This window comes from Altererythrobacter sp. BO-6 (genome assembly GCF_011047315.1).
GTDB lineage: Bacteria > Pseudomonadota > Alphaproteobacteria > Sphingomonadales > Sphingomonadaceae > Erythrobacter.
Map to the genome: position 1 here is coordinate 564,836 of NZ_CP049259.1, position 24,346 is coordinate 589,181.

Here is a 24,346-nt window from a genome sequence, read left to right on the forward strand (position 1 = left end):
CTCCCCAGCGACATCAGGCCGGCGACCTCGCCATCCACTGGCGCAAATTCGGCTGCAAGACGCTTGCAGAGAGCCTGTAGCTCGGCCTCGCACTGCGGGGGAAGCGCGTGAAACAGTGTGACATGCGCGCTGAGGAAATTGCGTTCGGGCGGAAAATGCGCCGTTCGCAGCGCGGTGAATTCGCGCTGCAATTCAGGGGGTAGCAGCGCGGTCAGGATCAGCGGTGCATCGTCCATCTGCAGCGCTCCTTCCAGCCGCTTGCGTCGAGCCCCCTTATCGGACAGTCTCGCCCGCAAACAAGGGAGAGGGACATGACCAGGGCATTGCTTGCCGGCCTGCTGGCCGGGGTTTCGCTGACGACAACGCTGGCCGCGCAGGAAGGTGCCAAGCCGGCATCGCATGCCACCATCGAAGCGCAGCGCGCTGCCGCGAGCACCCTTCCCGCCGATGGCACGCGCGATGCCGATTTCGCCACCCGCGGGTTTGTCGCAACCCGCGTGGATCCCGTCATCCGCAATGCCAGGGGCGAGCCGGTTTGGAATCTCGATGCTTATGCCTTTGTCACTGGCGATGCGCCCGCCACCGTCCACCCCAGCCTGTGGCGGCACATGAAATACCTGAAGCAACACGGGCTATACCGGGTGGCCGAGAATGTGTGGCAGGTGCGCGGGTTCGACCTGTCGAACATGACGGTCATTCGCGGGAACACCGGCTGGATCCTGATCGATCCGCTCACCACGCAGGAAGTCGCCGCGGCAGCGTTGGAGCTGGTCAACGAGACATTGGGCGAGCGGCCAGTGAGCGCCGTGATCTATAGCCACAGCCATGTCGACCATTTCGGCGGGGTGCGCGGCGTCGCGAGCGCGCACGACGTCGCCGCAGGGCGCATAAGCATCATCGCGCCCGAGCACTTCATGGAGGAGGCGGCGTCGGAGAACGTCATGGCGGGCGGCGCGATGCAGCGCCGTGCCGCCTTCCAGTTCGGCGCCGGCCTTGTGCCCGGCAATTCCGGCCAGATGGGCAGCGGGATCGGCGCGGCGGTGTCGCGCGGGCAGATTACCCTGCTCGCCCCGACCGATACGATCACCTACACCGGCGAGACGCGCACCATCGACGGCGTCGACCTGGAATTCCAGATCGTCTCGGGCAGCGAGGCGCCCTCTGAACTCAACGTCTATATTGCCCCTGCGCGCACTTTCCTGACCGCCGAAATCGCCACCTGCACGCTGCACAATATCCTCACCCCGCGCGGCGCGAAGGTGCGCGATGCGCGCGCCTGGGCGGGCTTCCTTGATGAAGCGGTGCAGGATTTCGCGCCCAAGAGCGACGTGGTGATTTCCAGCCATTGCTGGCCGCAATTCGGCAATGCCGAGGCAACCGAATGGCTCACCGCCCAGCGCGACAACTATCGCTTCCTGCACGATCAGACGGTCCGGCGCATGAACCAGGGCGCCACCATGGCGGAAATTGCCGAAGACCTGTCGCAGCCAGCAGAACTGGGCGAGGAATGGTCCACCCATGGCTATTACGGAACCTACAGCCACAATTCGAAGGCGATCTACCAGTATTACCTTGGCTGGTATGACGCAGTGCCGGCCAACCTGCACGCCCACCCGCCAGTGGCGCGCGCCCAGCGCACGGTCGAGGCGCTGGGCGGCGCTGAGCGCGTGATCGCACTGGCCCGCAATGCGATGGCAACGGGCGACTATCGCTGGTCATCCGACCTTTTGCAGCAGCTGGTGTTCGCTGCTCCCGACAATAGCGAGGCCAAGTTGCTGCTTGCGGACAGCTACGAACAGCAAGGCTACCAGGCCGAGAGCGCGATCTGGCGCAACCAGTTCCTGGTCGCCGCAAATGAGCTGCGCAGCGGCCGTGCGCCGTCCAACGCTACGCAAAGCCCCGATCTGATCGCGGCGATCCCCACCGAGCTCCTGCTTGATTCCGCCGCGACACGCTATTCTCCCGGCAAGCTCGGGCGCGAGCGCATGAACGCTCGGCTGAACCTGACGGATCGCGCTGAAACCGCCGTGATCGAAGCCAATGGCAATGTCATGATCGGGCGCATGGGCGATGGCGCTGGCACTGCAGACGTCACGCTCACCGGCCCGCGTCAGCTGATGCTGGGATTGCTGTTCCTGAAGCTGCCGCTGGCGCAAATGCAGGCGGCGGGTTTGCAGGTGGATGGCGATCCGGCGGCGCTTCAGGCAATGCTTGATGCGCTCGATCCGCTGCCCGCCAGCTTCGACATCGTCACGCCCTGAGCGGGCGCCTAGATGCCATTCTCCGCCCGGAAGCGGCGCCAGGCCGCGACATTGCGGTTATGCTCTTCCAGGGTCTCGGCGAACACATGCCCGCCGCTGCCATCGGCGACGTAATAGAGCGCGCTGGTCTTCGCCGGATTGAGCGCCGCCGCAATCGCCGCACGGCTGGGGTTGGAGATCGGCCCCACGGGTAGCCCGGCAATCGCGCGCGTGTTGTAAGGGTTGGGATCGCGCAGCTCGGACTTGCGGATCATCCGGCCAAGCGGCTTGCCCTTGGTGATCGGGTAGATGGTGGTCGCATCCGCACCCAGCATCATGCCGATGCGGATGCGGTTTGAAAGCACGCCTGACACGAGTGGAAGCTCTTCCTTGTCCTGCGTTTCCTTCTCGATAATCGAGGCCAGGATCACAGCTTCGCGCTTTGACTTCACCGCGGCATCGGGGCTGCGCTTCTCCCACGCTTCATCAAGGTATTCCGTCATCGCGCCCTGCATCCGCGCCAGCACTGCAGCGCGCGGCTCGCCCCGCTCGAAATCATAGGTATCTGGCAGCACCGATCCCTCTGGCGGCACCGCGATCTCGCCAGTCAGAAGATCCTCGGCCATCAGCCGCTCAAAGACCATGATCGAGGGCATCCCTTCCGGGATGGTCACGAAGCGGCGGATCACATCGCCTTGCTGGAACGCGCGCAGGATGTCCGCCTGGCTCATGCCCGGCTTCAGCTCGAATTCACCGGCCTGTATCGGTGCACTGCCGCCGAGCAGCTTGGCCCGCAGCACGAAGCCGTCCGCCGAGCGGATCAGCCCCTCATCCTCCAGCTTTTGCGCCACAGCGGTAAGCGAAGAACCGGACGGAATGACAAACGCCGTCTCTTCCTCGACAGTTGCCTCGCCGAGGAAGGAGCTTGCCAGCATCGCCCCGACAAGCGCCAAAGCCAGCAGGCTGGCCAGCAAAAGGCCGAGCCGTTTCATGTGCTTAGTCGACCTGCTTCATCACCAGCGAGGCATTGGTGCCACCAAAGCCGAAGCTGTTGTTGAGCACCGCGCGCACCTGGCGCTTCTTCGCCACCAGGGGGACGAGGTCGACGCCTTCGGTGCCTTCGTCCGGATTATGCAGGTTGAGCGTGGGCGGCACGATCTGGTCGCGCATCGCCAGGATGCAGAAGATCGCTTCGACCGCGCCCGCTCCGCCAAGCAGGTGGCCGATCGCGGACTTGGTGCTGCTCATCGACGCACCCGACAGATCGTCGCCCAGCACGCGCTTCACCGCAGCCAGCTCGATCGTGTCGGCCATGGTCGAGGTGCCATGCGCATTGACATAGTCGATGTCGCCGCGGCCGAGCCCGGCCTTGCGCAGCGCCATTTCCATCGCCAGCTGCGCCCCCTTGCCTTCCGGGTGCGGTGCAGTGACGTGATAGGCATCGCCCGACAGGCCGTAGCCGACTACTTCGGCATAGATCTTCGCGCCGCGCGCCTTGGCATGCTCGTATTCCTCGAGCACCACCACGCCTGCGCCTTCACCCATCACGAAGCCGTCACGGTCCTTGCTATAGGGACGGCTGGCCTCCGTCGGGCGGTCGTTCATGCTCATGTTGAGCGCCTTTGCCTGCGCGAAACCGGCCACACCCAGTGGATTGATGGTCGATTCCGAACCGCCCGCCAACATCACGTCGGCATCGCCGTCCTTGATCATGCGCGCGGCATCGCCGATCGAGTGCGCCCCGGTCGAGCACGCGGTCACCACCGCATGGTTGGGCCCCATCAGGCCGTATTTGATCGAAACCTGGCCGCTGATGAGGTTGATCAGGCGGCCATGGACGAAGTGCGGGCTGACCCGGCCCGGACCGCGTTCGTGCAAGTTGACCGATTCGAGCTCGATCCCCGGCAGCCCGCCAATCCCTGAGCCGATCGAACAGCCGGTGCGCAGCCTCAGATCTTCGTCCATGTCAACCAGGCCTGCGTCTTCGAGCGCCTGGCCAGCCGCATCGATGCCGTAAACGATGAAGGGGTCGACCTGCCGCTGCACCTTGAAATCAACGCGCTTGTTTGGATCGAAGCCGTATTCGTGATCGGCCGGCTTCACTTCGCAGGCGATCTGGCATTTCTGGTCCGAAGCGTCGAAGCGCGTGATCGGGCCCGCGCCGCTCTTGCCAGCAATCAGGTTCTGCCAGGTCGTTTCCACATCGCCGCCGAGCGGGGTGACGAGGCCAAGACCGGTTACGACAACACGACGCATTCGCTGCTCTCCGCAAAATGACACAGGCCCGGCCCGCTGGCGGGTCGGACCTGTCCGTTACCGCCGCACGGGGCGACGGTTCCTGGCCACAAGGATTTTAGCCCTTGTGCTCTTCGATGTACTTGGTGGCATCACCAACAGTGCTGATCTTTTCAGCCGCATCGTCGGGGATTTCGACGCCGAATTCTTCTTCGAACGCCATCACCAGTTCGACGATGTCGAGGCTGTCTGCGCCCAGATCGTCAATGAAGCTGGCTTCCTGGGTGACCTTGTCGGCTTCCACACCAAGGTGCTCAACAACAATCTTCTGCACGCGGTCGGCAGTATCGCTCATAATGATCCCTCTGTTCCTGGGGTTTGAAACTCGACAATCGCCCTAGTCAACGCAGCGGCGCAGCGCAAGACCGCTATTGCGTGGAAGGGGGGACTGTTGCGTCCATTCCGCTACGGCCCTGCTGTTCCCGACGGGCCTCGATCTGGTCCCAGCCGCGCATCCGCGAGTAGATTCGTTGCTGCCCGGACCTGGGATAGGACTTGTTTGCCCCCGCTGAAAGCGCGCGATCGTACAGCTGCTGGGCGTCATCGTAATTGCCCTCGCTTTCGCGGCACAGGCCCAGGTTGAACAGGACAGAGCCGTGATCGGGGCGCGCACGGTCAAGCTCCTCGAATTCCAGGCAGGCGCCCACGGGATCGTTCTTGGTCAGCCGCAGGGCCTGTTTGAATCGTTCGACCTCTGCCCGGGACAGTCCCTTGCGTTGCTCCATCAGCCGCACATCGTCCCCCCGCTGGATCGGCGCAAGGTCGAGCCGCACATCGCGGGCGAAGGCGGACAGCGCAGGCCGCACCACTTCCTCGACGGTCGGCAGGGTCGCATCATCGGTGCAATAGCGCCTGTTGTTCGATTTGGCGTCGCGGCGGGCATAGATCTGGCGCCCGTCCGCAGCCACCAGCCTCACTTCGGGCTCCACCCGCACCGTCATCAGCCGGCATTCGTACTCGATCACGCGTTGTTCGACGCATTTGTTGTCGACCCGGCGCCGGCACGAGGAAACGGTTTTGAAGCTCGAATGGACATCGTCGACCAGGATGTCTGCCGCGCCAAACAGCACCGCTTCGCTGTCAGGTTCCTGTTCGCGCGGTGCGAAGAACAACTGGCCGGGTTCGCCGGTCGCAACCGGCTCGACCAGCACGATCTCATCGCCCGGGCGACCGACCAGCGGAATCACGCGAAACCATGCTTCGCCATCGACCTCGGCGGAAGCGAGCTGGTCACCGATCTCCAGCGCCAGCGCCGTGCCCCCTTCACCATCGAAACGTTCGACCACGATCGTGTCGATCGCCGCAGGCAAGTCAGCTTGCGCGCCGAATATGCCGCTCACCGGCAGCGTTTCAGCGCCTGCCACTGAAGGCATGGCCAACACCGCAACACAGGCAGCCAGCAAGCCGGTACGCATTCCTACCCCCTAAAACTTTTCAGGAACCGCAGGATATGCAGCGCGGCGCTTGCCGCTCAATGAACGAGGCAGACCAGCGAATGTACTGCTACATTTTGCTGCGTCAGGCGGAAATCAGGCCCCCGGCGCCTTCGGCGGTTCGACCACCCGCAGGTGCAGCTCGCGCAGCTGCCTCGCCTCGGGCACGCTCGGCGCGCCCATCAGCAGGTCTTCCGCCTTCTGGTTCATCGGGAACAGCGTGATTTCCCGCAGGTTCTGCGCACCGCACAGCAACATCACGATCCGGTCGACCCCCGCAGCCATGCCGCCATGCGGCGGAGCGCCATACTGGAACGCACGGTACATGCCGCCGAACCGCTCTTCGACATCGGCCTTGCTCAGGCCGACGATCTCGAACGCCTTCACCATGGTTTCGGGCTTGTGGTTGCGGATCGAGCCCGACGCGATTTCATAGCCGTTGCAAACGAGGTCATACTGATAAGCATTGATCGTCAGCGGATCCTGCGATTCCAGCGCCTCCAGCCCGCCTTGCGGCATCGAGAAGGGGTTGTGGCTGAAGTCGACCTTCTTCTCGGTCTCGTCAAATTCGTAGAACGGGAAGTCGACGATCCAGGCGAGTTCGAAGCGATCCTTGTCGATCAGCTCAAGCTGTTCGCCCACGCGAATGCGCGCCGCGCCGGCCAGCTTGGCCGCGTCGCTTTCCTTGCCCGCCGCGAAGAAGCAGCCGTCATTCTCGCCCAGCCCCAGCTCGGCGTAGAGTGCTTTCATGCCCTCTTCGCCGTGGTTCTTGGCGATCGGCCCGCCGAATTCGCCGCCCTTGCGCGTGACATAGCCGAGGCCGGCAAAGCCCTCCTTGCGGGCCCAGTCATTCATGTCATCGAAGAACTTGCGGCTCTTCTCATGCGTGTTCGGCGCAGGGATCACACGGACAACGCCGCCGCCACCAACGATCTTCTCAAACAGGCCGAAGCCCGACTTTTCGAAGTGGCTGGTTACATCGGTGATGATCAGCGGATTGCGCAGGTCGGGCTTGTCCGTTCCGTACTTCAGGATCGCTTCGGCATAGGGGATGCGCGGGAAACTGCCCGACGGCGTCACATGCTTGCCGTCCGCAAAAGCTGCGAATGTGCCCTGAATCACCGGCTCCATCGTCTCCCACACTTCTTCCTGGGTGACGAAGCTCATTTCCAGGTCGAGCTGGTAGAATTCGCCCGGCAGCCGGTCCGCGCGCGGGTCTTCGTCGCGGAAACACGGCGCGATCTGGAAATAGCGATCGAAGCCCGCCACCATCAGCAGCTGCTTGTACTGCTGCGGCGCCTGCGGCAGCGCGTAGAACTTGCCGGCATGGATCCGGCTCGGCACCAGGAAGTCGCGCGCGCCTTCAGGTGAAGAAGCAGTGAGGATCGGGGTCGAAAATTCGTTGAAACCGGCCGCGCGCATCCGCTCGCGCATGTCGGCCACCACCGCCACGCGGGTCATGATGTTCTTGTGCAGCGTTTCGCGGCGCAGGTCGAGGAAGCGGTACTTGAGGCGAATGTCCTCCGGATACTCCTGCTCGCCCGCTACCGGCATGGGCAGCTCTTCCGCTGCGCTTTGCACTGTCACCTCGCGCGCGAAAACCTCGATCGCGCCGGTCGGCAGGTCCTTGTTCACGGTTTCAGGCGTGCGCGCCTTCACGCTGCCATCGATCGTCACGACCGATTCGAGCCGCAGCTTCTCCAGCACCGGCAGGGCCGCCGAATCCTCATCCGCAACGATTTGGGTGATGCCGTAATGGTCGCGCAGGTCGATAAACAGCACCCCGCCATGGTCGCGCTTGCGGTGGATCCAGCCCGAAAGACGGACGGTTTCCCCGACATTCGCTTCACCAAGCTGTGCGCAGTTGTGGGTACGATAGGCGTGCATCTAAAATCTTTCCAATTTCGGGTGTATGGCGCTAAGGGCGCGCCCAAACAAAAGCGCGCAAACCCGTGTGCGGTTACAGCGCGCGCTAACAGGGGAAGAGGGTGACTTTGTCAAGGTTCCCCTTCTGAACTGGGCCGAAAGGTCCGAGGGCGGCACTCCGCCCGACACAAAGAAAAGACAAATGAAAATACATGATCTGATTACCACGACTCAGGCGCTGGCAGAACTCTGCGAACGCTTGTCAAAATCCGAATTCATTACGGTCGACACCGAATTCATGCGCGAGAACACCTATTGGCCGGAATTGTGCCTGGTGCAGATCGCCAATGAAAAGGAAGCTGCCGCAATCGATCCACTGGCCGACGGGATCGACCTGTCGCCGCTGCTTGAGCTGCTGACCGAGAATGAAGACGTGCTCAAGGTGTTCCATGCCGGCGGGCAGGACGTCGAGATCATCGTCAACCTGACCGGCAAGACGCCGCACCCGATCTTCGACACGCAGATCGCGATGATGGCAGTCAGCCAGAGCGAGCAGATCGGCTATGCCAACCTCGTCGAAAGCTGGCTGGGCATTACTGTCGATAAGGGCGCGCGCTTTACCGACTGGAGCCGCCGCCCGCTGACCGACCGGCAGATCGAATATGCGATCGGCGATGTGACACATCTGTCGAAGATCTTTCCCAAGATCCTGAACAAGCTGATCAAGACCGGACGCGGCGCCTGGCTCGATGCCGAGATGGAAAAGCTCGCCGATACATCCAATTACCTGATCGATCCCGACCAGGCGTGGCGCCGGATTCGCCAGCCGGGCCGCAATCCGCAGGTGCTCGGCCGGCTCAAGGCGCTTGCCGCCTGGCGCGAAGCCGAAGCGCAGCACAAGAATATCCCGCGCGGCCGCATCATGCGCGACGAGACGTTGGCCGATATCGCCAGCCACCCGCCCCGGAAGCAGGACGATCTGGCCAAGGTGCGGGGCCTGTCCAGCGCATGGCGCGACAATGACATCGGCAAGCGCCTGATGAAGGTGCTGGAGAAAGCCGAGCCGATCGACAAGGATGAAATCCCCGAAAAGATGAAGCGCGGCGCCCCGCTGGGCAAGGAAGGCGCACTCGTGGCTGACCTGCTCAAGCTGCTGCTGAAGATCCGCTCGCGCGAGATCGATGTCGCCGCCCGCCTGCTGACCCGCGCCGAGGAGATGGAAGCGCTCGCCGCCGGGGTGCGCGACCTGCCGGTGCTGCAAGGCTGGCGTTACGAGGTGTTCGGGCGTGACGCGCTGGAACTGGTCGAAGGCAAGCTCGCCTTCGCGGTCAAGCGCGGCAAGCTGGCGATGACGCATATCGACGACATGCAGGCGATCATGGAACAGCCGCAGGCAGCGGAGTAGCTCGGCTTTCCTATTTTCAGGCTCTGCGAAAAGGACTTCGTCATTCCCGCGTCGGCGGGAATCCAGAGTGGAGCCACGACTGTTGCAGGATGGATTCCCGCGTTCGCGGGAATGACGAAATAAGGTAGGTCCGCTAGCGACCCAATTGCGGACGTTCCTTCTTCGTCACCCCAGACTTGATCCGGGGTCCCGATCTCTTTCTGCAGGCCTCAAAAAAGCTGGATCCCGGCTCGGGGGCCGGGACGACGGGCTTCCTATGACGCAGCCGCTCTCCACCCACATTAAGACTTTGATCGATACTTTTCGTGCTCGCGGCTTCTCGCAATGACGAGTTAGGTCGCCCGCTTTCCTACTCGCATCGCCAAGCGCTAGGCTTGGCGCCATGTCAGCAAGCCCCAAACGCAATACACCCCCATCAAGGTCACACATCGCCGGCCAAAAGGTGACACAGTGTGCGCCGCACAGTCACACCGCCGCGCTCAACGGTCACACTTTCACGTATCAGAGTCACACTTTGCAGCGTAGAGTCACGGTTTTCGCACCTACAGTCACACAATGGCGGTTTTTGCCTTTGGACCGTGTTCCATGTGTTCCATCCTGTAAGACTTTGCGGTCGCGCCGTGGCGGGCTAAGGCACTAACCATCATGTCCACCTACCTCCCCACCATCAAGCAGCTGCAATACCTGGTTGCGCTGCATGAGCATGGCCATTTCGGCCGTGCGGCGGATAGTTGCTTTGTATCGCAATCGACGCTGTCGGCCGGCATTCGCGAGCTCGAATCGCTGCTTGGCGTGACACTGGTCGAGCGCAGCCGCCGGGTGGTGCGCTTCACGGCTTTGGGCGAGCAGGTGGTCGAGAAAGCGCACCGGCTGTTGCGCGAGGCGGAGGAACTGTCCGACCTGGTGCAGGCCGCGGGGAAGCCCCTGTCAGGCACGGTCAGGATGAGCGTGATCCCCACCATCGCGCCGTTCCTGCTGCCGCGCATCCTGCCGCGGCTGAAGCGCGAGCGGCCCGAGCTGAAACTGCTGCTACGCGAGGAAACCAGCCACGATGCGGTCGAATCGCTCCAGCATGGGCGCGTAGACTGCGTGCTGCTGGCCCTGCCCTTCGCCACCGGCGAGGTCGAGATGGAGCACATTTCGGATGACCGGCTGTTCGTGGCCTTTCCCAAGGACGATCCGCGCGATCCGCCCGACAGCATCCCGCCCGCGATGATCGACGAGGGGCGGCTATTGCTTCTCGAAGACGGTCACTGCCTGAAGGAGCACGCGCTGGCGGCCTGCAACCGGCCCGAACTGCGCGCTTCGGCAACGATGATCGGCACCTCGCTCCACACGCTGGTGCAGATGGTCAACAATGACCTTGGGCTAACGATGCTCCCGGAAATGGCGTTGGAGGCCGGCATCCTCAACGGTACCGAGGTGGTCGCGCGGCCGCTCAAGGCAAAGAATGCCAAGCGCGAGATCGCGCTGATCTGGCGCAAGAACAGCCCGCGTTCGGACGAATTCAAATTGCTGGCGGAAGAACTGCGCGCCGGATAGCGCGCGGCACACGGCTCAATTTGTGGCGGGAACAAGCCGCGCCTTGGCAAAGCGTTCGAGCTTGCGCGCGGCAAACAGCGGCACCACCACTGACAGGGCAATACCTGCGAGCGAGCAGAAGCCCAGCCAGATCGCCATCCACGAACCGCCAGCCTGGTACATTCCGTACATCACCGGCACAGCGAGGATGACGCCGCGGACCTCGTTGAAGATCAGGGCGACCCAGCCAATCTTGAGAAAGGCGGCAAGGAAGGTGGACAGCGTGGCGCTCATGGGGGTGGGATACCCCCAAAAACTTTCCAACAGGTTGATAAGGCCCGCGGCGTTCACCGCGGGCCATGCAAACGTCAACATGGGCACGACCTTCTAGGCTCGTTAACCATAGTACGCGCGAAACCGGCGTTTGGTTTCCGGCTTAGGTATTTGTCCTCAAGATCTTGCGGCAGGCCGTTCGTGCCGCGCCACGGCTTGCAGCCCGGTCAATCCATGTGCTTGAGGCCGACCCGCAGGTAATCCCACCCGGTCATCACAGTCAGGATTGCTGCCGCCCAAAGGGTGGTCAGCCCCACCGTATGCGGGACATTGGCGTCGATCCCGGCAATCACCACGTTCCATTCGGGCAATCCCCGGCCGAGGATCAACGCGCCGAGCGCGATGATCTGGAAAGTCGTTTTCCACTTCGCGAGCTTCGTCACCGGCACCGAAACTGCTAAACCGCCCAGGAATTCGCGCAGGCCCGACACAGCCAGCTCGCGCACCAGGATGATGAGCCCGGCGATCACATGCATATCGCCGACATAGGGGCCGCGCAGCACGCCTTGCGCGGTCAGGACCAGGATCACCGTCGCGACCATGATCTTGTCCGCGATCGGATCGAGGAAAATGCCGAGTTTCGAGACTGTCCCGCTCGAACGCGCCAGGTACCCGTCGAAATAATCGGTGATCCCCATCAGGCTGTAGAGCCCGAAAGCAAGCAGATAACCCAGTTGCCAGTCCGGCCACCACATCAGGAACGCCAGCAGCGGCAGCGCGGCGATCCGCGACAGCGTGAGGATGTTGGGCAAGGTCAGCATCTTGCCCGCTTCCTAGCGCGATGCGGCATCGGGCAAAAGATGCGGCGTAAGGCTTGTTCACTGTGCAACGCGCCCCTACCAATGCTCGCATGAAGCGGCAGCAAGGCTGATCGGATGACCACTACGACGCATTTGCTGCGCCAGCGGCGTTTCCTGCCGCTGTTCTGCACCCAGCTGCTCAATGCCTTCAACGACAATCTCTACAAGACGGCGATGGTGCTGTTCGTGGTCTATTCGCTCTATAATGACGAGAGCGCCGAGGGCATGTTCAGCGCTGTCGCCTCTGGCCTGTTCATCCTGCCGTTCTTTATCCTCTCGGCGCTGGCCGGGCAGCTGGCCGACATGCGCGACAAGGCTGCAATCATCCGCAAGGTCAAAGCATGCGAGATCGGGCTGATGGTGATCGGCGCCGCCGGCCTCTACCTTGCGTGGCGCGGGATCGCGGTCGACACCATTGCTATCCCGCTGATGCTGCTCGCGCTGTTCCTGACGGGAGTGCAATCGACCTTTCTCGGCCCGATAAAATACGCGATCCTGCCGCAGCACCTGAAAAAGGAAGAGGTGCTGGCGGGCACCGGCCTGGTCGAAGCAGGCACCTATATCGCCATCCTTGCGGGTACGATCCTGGCCGGATGGATTCCGGTGGAATGGGCCGCAGCAGGGATCATCATGACATCCATCATTGGCTATCTCACCAGCCGCCAGGTGCCCCCCGCCCCGCCCGTCGGCCCGGTCGAAAAGCTCGACTGGCACATCATCCGCGCTTCGATCGATCTGATCCGCAAGACCATGCATGATCGGCAGATTTTCTACGCGATTATCGCGATCAGCTTCTTCTGGACGATCGGCGCAGTGCTGATCATCCAGTTCCCGCCATTGGCAAAGAACACGCTGATGGCCTCGAAGGAAGTCGCCAGCCTGTTCCTGGTCGTGTTTTCGATCGGGATTGCGATCGGGTCGGTCTCGGTCAACGCGCTGCTCAAAGGGCGCGTTTCCGCGCGCTATGCCCCGGTTTCCGTGATCGGGATGGGCATGTTTGTGGTGGCGTTCTATTTCGTCTGCAAGCTGTGGCAGTCATACCAGCCGACCGACATGATGGATGTCGCGGAATTCATCGCCTGGCCGCTCGCGTCTATGATCATGCTGACGCTGCTGGGGATCGCGGTTGCGGGGGGATGTTCGTGGTGCCGCTTTATGCCTTCCTGACCACCCGCAGTGCGGCCGATCAGACCGCGCGCACGATCGCCGCCAACAATATCGTCAATCCCGGCGCGATGGTGGGCGGCTCGCTGGTCGCCATGGCGCTCAACATCGTCGGTATTCCGATTGTCGAGCAGCTTCTGCTCAGCGCGGCGATGTGTGTAATTTCGGCGTGGCTGGGATGGCGGCTGTATCAGGCCGAACAGGATGGTGTGCCGATTTAGGCGAAGAAAACCAGCACTGCGGCAAAGGTGGCGAAATAGACCGTCGCAAAGCCGCGCACATCGTCGCGGGTCAGCTTCCAGAGCACTTCGGCCTTGGCCTCATATTCATTGCTGCGGACATGGCGCGGCAGCATTGCCCGAAAGGGGTGCCGCGCTTGCTCATCGGTCAGGACCAGGTTTCTACGCATGGGTGCTTGTTAACCCGATCCTAACCATCATGCGCGGCAGAAATCCGGGCTGTCGCGTGGCGGGACATTAAGGATCATTGTTCATGCTAGGCTGTGGATAGATTGCCTCGTGCGCACACCACGGCTAAGCCGCGCGGCATGACTTTACGCACCACTCCCGACGCCGCCAGACTGCTGGTCGATTGCCTGATCGAACAGGGCGCGGACCGGATTTTCACTGTCCCGGGCGAAAGCTTCCTGCAAGTGCTCGATGCGCTGCACGGGCGCGACGAGATTGACCTGGTCACCTGCCGCCAGGAAGGCGGCGTTGCCTTCATGGCCTGCGCCGACGGCACGATGACCGGGCGCCCCGGCATTGCTTTCGTCACGCGCGGCCCCGGCGCCACCAATGCCAGCATCGGCGTGCATGTGGCGCATCAGGATCTGCAGCCGATGATCCTGTTCGTGGGCGATGTCGACCGTTCGATGCGCGAGCGCGAAGGCTTCCAGGAGGTCGATTTCCCGGCATTCTTCGGCCCGATCTGCAAATGGGCGGCGCGGATAGACGGTGCGGACCGCATCCCCGAATTCGTGTCGCGCGCCTATGCCACGGCGATTTCCGGCCGCCCCGGGCCGGTGGTGCTCGCCCTGCCCGAAGACATGCTGAATGATGCGACTGCGGCCACCCCTCGCCCCTATGTGGTGCGTCCGCCGCAGGCCGCCTGCCCCGACGCGATGCAGACCATGACGGCGATGATCGCCGACGCTGCCAGCCCCATCGCGATCATCGGCGGTGCCGGCTGGAACCCCAAGGCGCGGCACTATTTCCAGCAATTTGCCGAGCGGATCGGCCTGCCGGTGGCGACAGCCTTCCGCCGACAAGATGCGATTTCGCCCTCGTCGCCGGTCTATGCCGGAAATCTGGGCTATGGCCCCAACCCCAAGCTGGTCGAGCGGGTCAGGCAGGCCGACCTCGTGCTGGCCATCGGCGCGCGCCTGGGCGAAGCGACCACGGATGGATACAGCTTCCCCGCGCTTGATCGCGCCGAGCAGCTGCTGGTGCATGTCCATCCCGATCCGGAGGAACTGAACCGCGTCTATCGCACCGATCTCGCGATCTGCTGCGCGATGGACGAGTTCGCCGAAGCCGCCGCACTTTGGGAAGACAATTCGATCCTGTCCTTCGATGCCGGGGCCGAGGCGCATGCCGAATGGGAGGCATGGGCAACGCCCAAGCCAAGCGACTTCGCGCTCGACCTGGGCCAGTGCGTCGCCTTCATGCGCGAGACCTGGCCGGCAGACACGATCATCGGCAATGGCGCGGGCAATTTCTCGGGCTGGTGGCACCGCTACTGGCGTTACGAGGGCTTCCCCACTCAGCTGGCGCCGACGTCGGGCGCGATGGGATATGGCGTTCCGGCAGCGGTAGCGGCCGCGCGCCGCTTCCCCGAGCGCGCCGTGGTCGCGCTCGCGGGCGACGGGGACTTCCTGATGAACGGGCAGGAACTGGCGACCGCCGCACAATATGGCTGCGACATGACGGTGCTGGTGATCGATAACGGCGCCTATGGCACGATCCGCATGCACCAGGAGCGGGAATTTCCCTCGCGCGTTTCCGGCACTCAGCTGGTCAATCCTGATTTCGCCGCGCTGGGCGCCGCCTTTGGCGCCTGGACCGCCTATGCCGACACGACCGAGGCCTTCAAGCTAGCGCTCTCGGAAGCCCGCAGCCGCTCGGGCCTCAAGCTGATCCACTGCAAGATCGATGTCGAGCAGCTGGCGGCCAGCGGCGCAACGATAAGCGGCCTGAGAAACCGATGACGCGGTGCCGCTAGACGGTGTCGACCAGCCCGCCGCCCATCTTAAGGATCTGCTTCCATTCCGCCGGGGTGATTTCCGCCACGGACAGGCGCCCCAGCCGGATCAGCTCGCACTCCGCAAGCTTGGGTTCGCCCTTGATTTGCTGGAGCGTGACGGGCTGTTTCAGCTTGGCCTTGGGCTTGACCTTTACCGCCGCCCATTTGCCTTCCGGATCGGTCGGGTCAGTGATCCCTTCGACCGAGATCGTCACCACGCCCACAATCTCCAGCCCCTCGCGCGAGTGATAGAAGAACGCTTCCTCGCCCACCTTCATCGCGGCGAGGTTGTTCCGGGCGCGATAGTTGCGGACGCCATCCCAGGTGCCCTCACCCTCGGCGACCAGATCGTCCCAGCTGTATTTGAACGGTTCGGATTTCATCAGCCAATAACGTGGCAAGGTAGCGCTCCTTCAAGTCGAACTTGGAGGTGCCTCCTAGCGGCCGCATCGCCGCTTCGCCACCCCGCTGCTCATGCCAATTAACGCGATGTTTAAACCGATCCGCCATAGCGCGGCGCAGGGGAAGTGCCATCCGGCGCATCGAAGCGGATTTTTTGGTCATGCGAGAGAATGACAATCGGCTGGGGCATGCTGAGCGTGACGTGGTTGCGCTTGGCATAGCAGTCGCTGCGATAATCATGTTCGTGGGCACCGGCGGCGCGGTAATGCCAAAGGTCCTGCACTCATTGCTGGGCACCGGCGCTGCACCCGATCCGCTTCTTACGAATGCCATGTTGCTCAATATCGCGCTCATCATCTTCGGCTGGCGGCGTTATCGCGACCTGACAGCCGAGATTGCGGAGCGCCGCAAGGCCGAAGAAAGCGCTCGTCGCCTCGCCGAAATGGACCCGCTCACTGGCTGCCTCAATCGTCGCGCGATGGAACACACGACCACCGAACTTCACAAATCCTGCAAGGCGGCCGGCAAGGCGGTGGCCTTCGTGATGGTCGATCTCGATAATTTCAAGCAAGTCAATGACATGAATGGCCATGGCATCGGCGACAAGGTGTTGAGCGAATTTGCCGGTCGGCTACGCCGTTGCTTGCCGCCCGAAACACCGGTGGCGCGCCTGGGCGGAGATGAATTCGCCTTTGCATTGGCCTATGATCCCAAGAATCCGGACAGCGTGGATGAGATTGTGAGCCGGGTTTTCCAGGCTTCTGGCGGACGGATCGAGCTTGGCCATGCGACGATCGACAGCACCATGTCCGTTGGTATCGCCGCTGATCACGATGCCAATGGTCACCCGGCCGATGGCCTCGACGGGGAGATCCTGATGCATCGCGCCGACATCGCAATGTACCGGGCCAAGAAGGACGGCAAGAACCGCTATTCCTGGTTCGAGGCGACGATGGAAAGCGAACTGCGTTTCCGCAACCAGTTGGAAAGCGGCATCCGCCGGGGCATCGCAAACGGCGAATTCGTGCCCTATTACGAGCAACAGGTCGATCTCGATACCGGCGAACTGGTTGGTTTCGAAATGCTCGCCAGATGGCATTCGGCCGATCTTGGCGTTGTGAAGCCTGAGGTATTCATCCCGATAGCCGAGGAAATCGGGGTTATCGGCGAATTGTCCGAAATGCTGCTGAGGCAGGCCTTCGTCGATGCCAAGGAATGGGATCCGCAACTGACGCTGTCGGCCAACATTTCACCGGTACAGTTGCGCGACCAGTGGTTCGCACAGCGCTTGCTGAAGCTGCTGGTGGAATGCAATTTCCCGGCCCACCGGCTTGAAATCGAAGTGACTGAAACCTGCCTGCATGAAAACATGGGCCAGGTCCGTTCGATGCTCGCCAGCCTGCGCAACCAGGGCGTGAAGGTGAGCCTCGACGATTTCGGCACCGGCTATGCCAGCCTCTCGCAACTCCGTACCCTGCCGTTCGACCGGATCAAGATCGATCGCAGCTTCGTGCGCGAATTGCGCGATAGCGACAACAGCAAGATCGTGGACGCGATCGTTTCGCTCGGCAACGGCCTGCAAATGCCGATTACGGCCGAAGGAATCGAGGATGAGGAAATTCTCTCAACCCTGCGCCGAATGGGCCAGTTGAAGGGACAGGGCTACCTGTACGGTCGCCCGGAAACCGCCGTACAGGTGCGCGAACGCTTGCAGACTGCAGGACGGTTGGCAGCGTCCCGGCCGGTTCAGCCCGGCGACGACAGCAAGCCCGCCGAGGATGATAACCGCCGTCGCGCCTGACGCGCCGGGCAATCGAACCGCTCTCGAAACACTGGACGCCGCGCCCGCTCCCGCATAGTGCGCTGCGCTATGCGTGTCCCCTTCACCAAGATGCACGGCCTGGGCAATGATTTCGTGATCCTTGACGGGCGCGAAGCTCCATTGCCTGTGCTGACGTCCGGCGTGGCCGCCGCCATCGCCGATCGCCGCGAGGGAATCGGATGCGACCAGCTGATCGTGCTGGAAACCACGCCCGAAAGCGATGCCGATTTCCGGATGCGCATTTTCAATTCGGACGGCGGCGAAGTGGAATCCTGCGGCAATGCCAGCCGTGCGGTTGCGCTGCTCCATGGTGCGCCGGCGCGCGTGCTGACTGGCGGCGGCGTGATCGCGCTGGAGCCCGCCGATGGCGGCGCCACGGTTGACATGGGCATGCCGCGCTTCGAATGGGATGCCATCCCCCTCGCCTACCCTATGGATACGCTGCTCATGCCGGTGGGCTGGGAAGAGCTGGAAACGCCCGCCGCGGTCAATGTCGGCAATCCTCATGTGATGTTCTTCGTGGAAGATTGCGACGCAGTCGAACTGGACCGGCTGGGCCCGCTGATCGAGCACGATCCGCTGTTCCCGGAACGGGTGAACGTGAATGTGGCGACGGTGGTGACCCGCGCCCATATTCGCTTGCGAGTGTGGGAGCGCGGTGCCGGGCTGACGCGCGCCTGCGGCACCGGGGCCTGCGCCACTGCCGTTGCGGCAATGCGCCGCGGGTTGGCAGAGCGCATCGTTACCGTCGAACTGCCCGGCGGCCCGCTGCAGATCGAATGGATCCCGCAAGACCGGATCCTGATGACCGGCCCCGCGTCGGAAAGCTTTCGCGGCAGTTTCGAATGGACGGATTTCGCCGGTAAATCCTGATGAGCGGCGCCGAACTGATCTCGCTGGGATGCCGGCTCAATATCGCCGAGAGCGAGCGGATGCGCCGCATGCTGAGCGGCGAGGATAACCTCATCGTCGTCAACAGTTGTGCAGTAACGGCTGAGGCAGTCCGCCAGACCCGCCAGGCAATCCGCCGTGCGCGCCGCGCCCGGCCCGATGCGCGGCTGCTGGTCACCGGCTGCGCCGCCGACATCGAGCGAGAGGAGCTCGCGGCCATGCCCGAGGTCGATGGCCTCATAGCCAATGCCGCCAAGCTCGATCCGCGCGCCTGGAACGTGCCGGGCGAGGCTGCCCCGTTGGCCCCCTCCCGAACCCGTGCCTTCATCGCGGTGCAGAACGGCTGCGATCACGCCTGCACCTTCTGCGTGATCCCGCAAGGCCGCGGGAAGAGCCGCTCGCTCACCATCGCGCAGGTGTTGGGCGAAGTTGAACAGCATCTGGGCGAAGGCGCCGCAGAAGTGGTCATCACCGGCGTCGATGTGACGAGTTGGGGGCATGACTTGCCCGATCAACCGCGCCTGGGCAGCCTGGCCCGCGCAATCCTGGGCGCCTTTCCGCAGCTCGCACGGCTTCGCATGTCCTCGCTCGATGGCATTGAAATCGATGAGGAACTGTTCGAGCTCTTCGCTGGTGAAGAGCGATTGATGCCGCATCTGCACCTGTCGCTGCAGCATGGGCATGATCTGATCCTGAAGCGGATGAAGCGGCGCCACTTGCGGGCCGATGCGATCGACCTGGTGACGCGCCTGAAGCTGCGTCGCCCCGAAATCGCGGTAGGCGCCGATTTGATCGCAGGCTTCCCGACCGAGACGGAGGAGCACCACCAGGCCAATCTCTCAATCATCGAACAGCTCGACATCGTGCATGGCCACATCTTCCCCTATTCGCCCCGCCCCGGCACGCCTGCCGCACGGATCCCGCAAGTCGCGCGCGAGGTGATAAAGCGCCGCGCCGCGGAATTACGCGAGGCCGTGAATCGCGCCCGCTCCCGCTGGCTGCAAAGTCTGGTGGGCAAGCCGCTATCGGTCCTCGCCGAACGCGACGGCACCGGCTATGCGCCGCAGTTCGCGCGGGTATTGGTGCCTGCCGGGGTAAGCGCGGGCAAGTGCATCACGGTCACGCCCCAAGTAATCGAGGAAGGACTGCTCGTATGAGCGACGCAGACAGCCCGAAACGATCCTGGACCGATCGCCTGTTCGGCGGCTTCCGGAAGACGTCCGAACGGCTGAGCGAGAACCTCACCAATGTCGTAAGCCGGGCCAAGCTCGACGATGCCACGCTGGACGAGGTTGAAGACGCGCTGATCATGTCGGACCTTGGCCCGTCCGCTGCAGCGCGTATCCGCGAGCGTTTGCGGGAAAAGCGCTTCGGGCTGGAGATCAGCGAGCGCGAACTGAAAGAGGCGGTAGCCGCGGAAATCGCGGAAATCCTGCGCCCGGTGGCGAAGCCGCTAGAAATCACCGCCTTTCCCCGCCCGCAGGTGATCCTGGTGATCGGCGTCAATGGCAGCGGCAAGACCACCACGATCGCCAAGCTGGCACACCTTTTCCAGGAAGACGATTACGGCGTGATGCTGGCGGCGGGCGACACCTTCCGCGCGGCAGCAATCGGCCAGCTCAAAACCTGGGCTGACCGGATCGGCGCGCCGATCGTTACCGGCCCCGAGGGCGGCGATCCCGCCAGCATCGTGTTCGATGCGGTAAAGGCCGCGACCGACAAGGGCATCGACGCGCTGATCGTCGACACCGCGGGCCGCCTGCAGAACAAGCGCGAACTGATGGACGAGCTCGCCAAGATACGCCGCGTGCTTGGCAGGCTGAACCCCGAGGCCCCGCATGATGTGGTGCTGGTGCTCGACGCCACCAACGGCCAAAACGCGCTGAGCCAGATCGACGTATTCAAGGAGGTTGCCGGCGTAACCGGCCTGATCATGACCAAGCTTGACGGCACCGCCCGCGGCGGGGTGCTGGTGGCGGCGGCCGAGCAATACGGCCTGCCGATCCATGCCATCGGCGTGGGTGAGAAGATCGATGATTTGCGCCCGTTCGACCCCGATCTGGTGGCGCGGGTAATTGCAGGAGTGGCCTGATGTCCGAAGGTGAAGCCAAGCCCAAGGGCTCCGGCTGGCTCAATGTAGCGGTCGATTACGGGCCATTGCTGGTGTTCCTCGGCGTCTATCGCTGGTTTGCGCCGGAACAGGCCGAGCCGATTGGCGAACTGGCCGCTGTCATAAAGGGCACGGTCGCCTTCATGGTCGCGGCGGTGATTGCGCTGGCGGTGTCGAAGTGGCGGCTGGGCAAGGTGTCGCCGATGCTGTGGTTCTCCACCGCGCTTATCGTGGGCTTCGGCGCCCTTACAATCTTCTTCGGTGACCCTACATTCGTGCAACTCAAGCCTACCATCATCTACACCGTTCTGGGCGCGGCGCTGCTGATCGGTGTGTGGCGCGGGCGGGCACTGCTGCAGATCCTGCTCGAGGCCGCATTCGAGGGGCTCAGCCAGCAGGGCTGGCTCAAACTGTCGCGCAACTGGGGGCTGTTCTTCCTGGCGCTGGCACTGCTTAACGAAGTGCTCCGCGCGCAAATGAGCTTCGAAGGCTGGCTTTGGGCCAAGCTGTGGGTGTTCCTGCCGCTGAGCTTCCTGTTCACCTTCAGCCAGATCCCGATGCTGTTGAAACATGGCCTCAGCCTTGAAGGTGTGGACGAAGAGACGCACAATCCTCCACCGGCGGGATAGCGCCGGGGCTTGCCAAGCCTCGCATTTGTGAGCACTGTCCGCGCGCAATGGGGCGGCTATGGTCTGGCTGTCCCGCAACGGGTCTCAAAAGGGGGGAGAATCATGGCAAAACTCTTCGGAAATCTTCACCTCGTGCTGGCGATCGGCCTGGTCGCGGCACTGGCACTGATGTTCGGTTTCAACGGCTATGCGACCGTCGATTCCAATTCGGTCGCGCGCTGGCTGCACCTGTTCTTCGGCGTGCTGTGGATCGGCCTGCTCTATTACCTCAACTTCGTCCAGGTGCCGACAATGCCGTCGATCCCGGACGAGCAGAAGGGCGCGATTTCCAAGCATATCGCGCCCAAGGTGCTGTTCTTCTTCCGCTGGGCAGCGCTGCTGACGGTGGTGACCGGCCTGTGGATCTCCATGGTCAGCGGCTACATGATCGACGCGCTGACCTTTGCTGGCGTGGGCAATGTTGACCTGATCGGGGCCGGCATGTGGATGGCGCTGATCATGGCGTTCAACGTGTGGTTCATCATCTGGCCCGCGCAGAAGAAGATCCTCGGCATCGTGGAAGCGAGCGCCGAGGAAAAGGCAGCTGCCGCACCGCGCGCGCTGATCGCCAGCCGTACCAATGTACTGCTGTCAATCCCGATGATGTATGCGATGGTGAGCGCCAATCTGGGCTAACGCCGCGCGATCATCCGCCGGAAAATGGGAAGGGCGCTGCGGGCAACCGTGGCGCCCTTTTTGATGGGAAACTGGGTGGATAGGAGAAATTGCTACCTACGATACACAACAGTACCTTTGGGCAGTTTTCGATAGAAGAAAGTTTGCTGGGCGCTGTCTTTTATGCAGGCAACGATATCGTCGTCTGTCGGTTGCGATCGATCATCCTTGGCCCGAATGACGTTCTCGTCAGATGGCATTATGAAAGCGATCGAGTGACTGGTTTTCTCGATCCACGCGACTTCCGGGCTGCACAGGACCAGTGCCGAAATCAGTTTTTCGGGACTTTCCTCTCGCCCCCCTTTTGACGACACCTTGATGTAACCAGATGGATCTTCTTGAGCACCGAATTGAAGAGGGAACTCTAGCGATACGCTATTCGCTGCCACGAACAGCTTCGGTTGATTTGCTCTCTGCTCAGCCTCGACCGGCCTAGTTTGATCACAGGCCCCAGCTAGCAGAACGATGGCAATCACAAACCGCTTAAACATGCGCAATATTGGCAAATTGATTAAACGTCCGCAATCGGCTCAGTGACCGAACTCAAATCTCCACCTGGCTGCCCAGTTCCACCACACGGTTCGTAGGCAGCTTGAAGAAGTCCATCGCGGTCGCCGAATTGCGCAGCATCCACGCAAAGATCTTCTCGCGCCAGATCGGCATGCCCGGCTTCTCGCTGGGCAGCAACGTCTGGCGGCTGAGGAAGAAGCTGGTTTGCATCATGTCGAACTCGCCGCCGCATTGCTGCATTTGCTTCAGCCCTTCGGGCACATCGGTCTTCTCCATGAAGCCATAGTGCAGGACGGCGCGATAGAACCCGTCGCCAAGGTCATGATATTCGCAGCGCTGCGCCGGATCGACATAGGGCACGCCCTCGATATTGACCGTCAGGATCACCACACGTTCGTGCAGCACCTTGTTGTGCTTGATATTGTGCAGCAGCGCGGACGGCACGCCCGCCGTGCTGGAAGCCATGAAGATCGCGGTGCCCGGCACCCGCAGGGCCGAATTCTTAGCCGACTTCGCGAAAATCTCCATCGGCAGGGCAACTTCGCTCATCCGGTCGCGCATCAGCTTTCGCCCGCGCGCCCAGGTTGTCAGCAGGGTGAAAGCGAACAGGCCCACCACCAGCGGGAACCAGCCGCCATCGGGCACCTTGGTCAGGTTGGCCGCGAAATAGGCGCCATCGACGATCAGGAACAGCAGTACGACCGGAGCGGCATACCACCACTTCCACTTCCACACGCCGACCAGCAGAACCGCCATCAGCAGCGTGTCGATAGTGACCGCGCCGGTCACGGCAATGCCATAGGCCGAGGCGAGGTTCGACGAGTTCTGGAAGGTCAGCACCAGGATGATGACCGCCACCATCAGCGCCCAGTTGACCACCGGGATGTAGATCTGGCCGCCTTCGGTCTCGCTGGTGTGGCGGATCGACAAGCGCGGCATGAAGCCCATCTGGATCGCCTGGTGGGTGATCGAGAACGCACCCGAAATTACCGCCTGGCTGGCGATGAATGTTGCAGCAGTGGCCAGGAACACCAGCGGCAAGCGCCATTCTTCCGCCGCAAGGAAGAAGAACGGGCTGGTTATGGCCTGTTCCGCGATCTCTTCCGGCAAGCCGATGATCATCGCGCCTTGCCCGAAATAGTTGAGCAGAAGACAGGGCATGACGAAGCCGAACCATGATAGGCGCATCGGCCCGCGCCCGAAATGACCCATGTCCGAATAGAGCGCCTCTGCCCCGGTCACTGCCAGCACGACGGAGCCGAGCGCAAGGAAGGCGAACCAGCCGTCAAGAATGAAGAAATTGATCGCGTACCAGGGGTTGAGCGCCCAGAGGATTTCCGGCGTCTGGACGATCTGCCAGATGCCCATGCCGGCAATCACCGTGAAATAGACGATCATCACCGGGGCAAAGAGCGCGCCAACCTTGGCCGTGCCGCGTTTCTGCAGCATGAACAGGATCACCAGAAGGGCGAGCGCGATCGGGATGACCAGCGGATCCAGCCTGTGATCGACCACAGTCAGGCCCTCGACCGCAGACAGCACCGAGATCGCGGGCGTGATCATGCTATCGCCATAGAACAGCGAGGTCGCAAATACGCCAAGCAGCACGGCCACCCAGCCATAGCGCGATTTGCTGATGCTGCGCGAAATGAGCGCAACCAGGGCAAGGCTGCCACCCTGCCCGTTGTTGTCCGCACGCATCAGGATGGTGACATACTGGATCGCCACGACCAGCGTCATCGACCAGAAGATCAGGCTGACAACGCCCAGCACATGCACATCGTCGATCGGCAGATGGTGCGCGCCGCGAAACGTTTCGCGGAAGGCGTAGAGCGGGCTGGTGCCGATATCGCCAAAGACGATCCCGATCGCACCGACAGCCAGCGCCGCCTTCGACGCGCTATGCGCGTTATGCGGCGTACCGTGCGGCTGGTGTGCTGGCGTTGATGCTTCGCTCATATTCAAAG

The 24,346-nt window shown here is 62.6% G+C and carries 22 protein-coding genes and 2 pseudogenes; 11 read left to right on the top strand and 13 right to left on the bottom strand.

Annotated features, from left to right (window positions below):
• Positions 1 to 59: 59 nt before the first annotated feature.
• Positions 60 to 401, bottom strand: a pseudogene (locus G6N82_RS15285) (hypothetical protein); the annotation flags it as partial.
• Between G6N82_RS15285 and G6N82_RS02725 the strand changes: the two are divergent.
• The gene (locus G6N82_RS02725; protein WP_165193486.1) at positions 312 to 2,261 is read left to right on the top strand and encodes an alkyl sulfatase dimerization domain-containing protein; all 1,950 of its coding nucleotides are present in this window, start codon (positions 312 to 314) and stop codon (positions 2,259 to 2,261) included. The pseudogene G6N82_RS15285 and the gene G6N82_RS02725 sit on opposite strands and share 90 nt — an antisense overlap.
• Positions 2,262 to 2,269: 8 nt before the next feature.
• On the opposite strand, the gene mltG is transcribed toward G6N82_RS02725, so the two are convergent.
• From mltG to aspS, 5 genes are all read right to left on the bottom strand, one after another.
• A complete protein-coding gene (gene mltG / locus G6N82_RS02730; protein ID WP_165193488.1) occupies positions 2,270 to 3,232 on the bottom strand; it encodes an endolytic transglycosylase MltG in 963 nt (320 codons plus the stop codon).
• Between the two features lie 4 nt (positions 3,233 to 3,236).
• Complete coding sequence (fabF, locus tag G6N82_RS02735) at positions 3,237 to 4,496, bottom strand: beta-ketoacyl-ACP synthase II (RefSeq protein WP_165193490.1); 1,260 nt, start codon at positions 4,494 to 4,496, stop codon at positions 3,237 to 3,239.
• 97 nt (positions 4,497 to 4,593) lie between these two features.
• Positions 4,594 to 4,830: an acyl carrier protein gene (locus G6N82_RS02740; RefSeq protein ID WP_165193492.1), complete on the bottom strand. Its 237-nt coding sequence runs from the start codon at positions 4,828 to 4,830 to the stop codon at positions 4,594 to 4,596.
• A 73-nt stretch (positions 4,831 to 4,903) separates the two neighbouring features.
• A complete protein-coding gene (locus G6N82_RS02745) occupies positions 4,904 to 5,950 on the bottom strand; it encodes a hypothetical protein (RefSeq protein ID WP_165193494.1) in 1,047 nt (348 codons plus the stop codon).
• A gap of 114 nt (positions 5,951 to 6,064) precedes the next feature.
• Positions 6,065 to 7,855, bottom strand: coding sequence for an aspartate--tRNA ligase (gene aspS / locus G6N82_RS02750; protein ID WP_165193496.1), 1,791 nt, complete (start codon positions 7,853 to 7,855; stop codon positions 6,065 to 6,067).
• Positions 7,856 to 8,036: 181 nt separating this feature from the next.
• Between aspS and rnd the strand changes: the two genes are divergently transcribed.
• Positions 8,037 to 9,239 carry a ribonuclease D gene (gene rnd, locus G6N82_RS02755; protein WP_165193498.1) on the top strand — a complete coding sequence of 401 codons (1,203 nt, stop codon included), beginning with the start codon at positions 8,037 to 8,039 and terminating at the stop codon, positions 9,237 to 9,239.
• A 645-nt stretch (positions 9,240 to 9,884) separates the two neighbouring features.
• Positions 9,885 to 10,781, top strand: coding sequence for a LysR substrate-binding domain-containing protein (locus G6N82_RS02760; RefSeq protein WP_165193500.1), 897 nt, complete (start codon positions 9,885 to 9,887; stop codon positions 10,779 to 10,781).
• A 15-nt stretch (positions 10,782 to 10,796) separates the two neighbouring features.
• Here G6N82_RS02760 and G6N82_RS02765 read toward each other — a convergent pair whose 3' ends face one another.
• Positions 10,797 to 11,054: a hypothetical protein gene (locus tag G6N82_RS02765; RefSeq protein WP_165193502.1), complete on the bottom strand. Its 258-nt coding sequence runs from the start codon at positions 11,052 to 11,054 to the stop codon at positions 10,797 to 10,799.
• A gap of 206 nt (positions 11,055 to 11,260) precedes the next feature.
• Positions 11,261 to 11,854, bottom strand: a complete 594-nt coding sequence (gene pgsA / locus G6N82_RS02770; RefSeq protein ID WP_165193504.1) for a CDP-diacylglycerol--glycerol-3-phosphate 3-phosphatidyltransferase — start codon at positions 11,852 to 11,854, stop codon at positions 11,261 to 11,263.
• 114 nt (positions 11,855 to 11,968) lie between these two features.
• Here pgsA and G6N82_RS02775 point away from each other — a divergent pair.
• Positions 11,969 to 13,278 (top strand): annotated as a pseudogene (locus tag G6N82_RS02775) (MFS transporter).
• On the opposite strand, the gene G6N82_RS02780 reads toward G6N82_RS02775, so the two are convergent.
• Positions 13,275 to 13,466 carry a hypothetical protein gene (locus G6N82_RS02780; RefSeq protein WP_165193506.1) on the bottom strand — a complete coding sequence of 64 codons (192 nt, stop codon included), beginning with the start codon at positions 13,464 to 13,466 and terminating at the stop codon, positions 13,275 to 13,277. The pseudogene G6N82_RS02775 and the gene G6N82_RS02780 overlap by 4 nt on opposite strands.
• A gap of 138 nt (positions 13,467 to 13,604) precedes the next feature.
• Between G6N82_RS02780 and G6N82_RS02785 the strand changes: the two genes are divergently transcribed.
• Positions 13,605 to 15,266, top strand: a complete 1,662-nt coding sequence (locus G6N82_RS02785) for a thiamine pyrophosphate-dependent enzyme (protein ID WP_165193509.1) — start codon at positions 13,605 to 13,607, stop codon at positions 15,264 to 15,266.
• Between the two features lie 10 nt (positions 15,267 to 15,276).
• Here G6N82_RS02785 and G6N82_RS02790 read toward each other — a convergent pair whose 3' ends face one another.
• On the bottom strand, positions 15,277 to 15,702 hold the full coding sequence (locus tag G6N82_RS02790; protein WP_241255167.1) for an EVE domain-containing protein: 426 nt from the start codon (positions 15,700 to 15,702) through the stop codon (positions 15,277 to 15,279).
• Between the two features lie 92 nt (positions 15,703 to 15,794).
• On the bottom strand, positions 15,795 to 15,986 hold the full coding sequence (locus G6N82_RS14915; RefSeq protein WP_241255168.1) for a hypothetical protein: 192 nt from the start codon (positions 15,984 to 15,986) through the stop codon (positions 15,795 to 15,797).
• On the opposite strand from G6N82_RS14915, the gene G6N82_RS02795 reads away from it, so the two are divergent.
• From G6N82_RS02795 to G6N82_RS02820, 6 genes are all read left to right on the top strand, one after another.
• The gene (locus G6N82_RS02795; protein WP_241255169.1) at positions 15,969 to 17,504 is read left to right on the top strand and encodes an EAL domain-containing protein; all 1,536 of its coding nucleotides are present in this window, start codon (positions 15,969 to 15,971) and stop codon (positions 17,502 to 17,504) included. The two genes, G6N82_RS14915 and G6N82_RS02795, sit on opposite strands and share 18 nt — an antisense overlap.
• 69 nt (positions 17,505 to 17,573) lie before the next feature.
• A complete protein-coding gene (dapF, locus tag G6N82_RS02800) occupies positions 17,574 to 18,398 on the top strand; it encodes a diaminopimelate epimerase (protein WP_165193517.1) in 825 nt (274 codons plus the stop codon).
• Positions 18,398 to 19,573, top strand: coding sequence for a MiaB/RimO family radical SAM methylthiotransferase (locus G6N82_RS02805; RefSeq protein ID WP_165193520.1), 1,176 nt, complete (start codon positions 18,398 to 18,400; stop codon positions 19,571 to 19,573). Before dapF ends, G6N82_RS02805 begins: the two co-directional genes overlap by 1 nt.
• Entirely contained in the window at positions 19,570 to 20,508 is a 939-nt protein-coding gene (gene ftsY / locus G6N82_RS02810) for a signal recognition particle-docking protein FtsY (protein ID WP_165193523.1), read from the top strand. The genes G6N82_RS02805 and ftsY overlap by 4 nt, the downstream gene beginning before the upstream one ends.
• Positions 20,508 to 21,155, top strand: coding sequence for an inner membrane-spanning protein YciB (locus G6N82_RS02815; protein WP_165193525.1), 648 nt, complete (start codon positions 20,508 to 20,510; stop codon positions 21,153 to 21,155). Before ftsY ends, G6N82_RS02815 begins: the two co-directional genes overlap by 1 nt.
• A gap of 102 nt (positions 21,156 to 21,257) precedes the next feature.
• Positions 21,258 to 21,830, top strand: coding sequence for a urate hydroxylase PuuD (locus G6N82_RS02820; RefSeq protein ID WP_165193528.1), 573 nt, complete (start codon positions 21,258 to 21,260; stop codon positions 21,828 to 21,830).
• A 92-nt stretch (positions 21,831 to 21,922) separates the two neighbouring features.
• Here G6N82_RS02820 and G6N82_RS02825 read toward each other — a convergent pair whose 3' ends face one another.
• The gene (locus G6N82_RS02825; RefSeq protein ID WP_165193531.1) at positions 21,923 to 22,360 is read right to left on the bottom strand and encodes a hypothetical protein; all 438 of its coding nucleotides are present in this window, start codon (positions 22,358 to 22,360) and stop codon (positions 21,923 to 21,925) included.
• Positions 22,361 to 22,412: 52 nt separating this feature from the next.
• Complete coding sequence (locus tag G6N82_RS02830) at positions 22,413 to 24,338, bottom strand: potassium transporter Kup (protein ID WP_165193533.1); 1,926 nt, start codon at positions 24,336 to 24,338, stop codon at positions 22,413 to 22,415.
• Between the last annotated feature and the right edge of the window lie 8 nt (positions 24,339 to 24,346).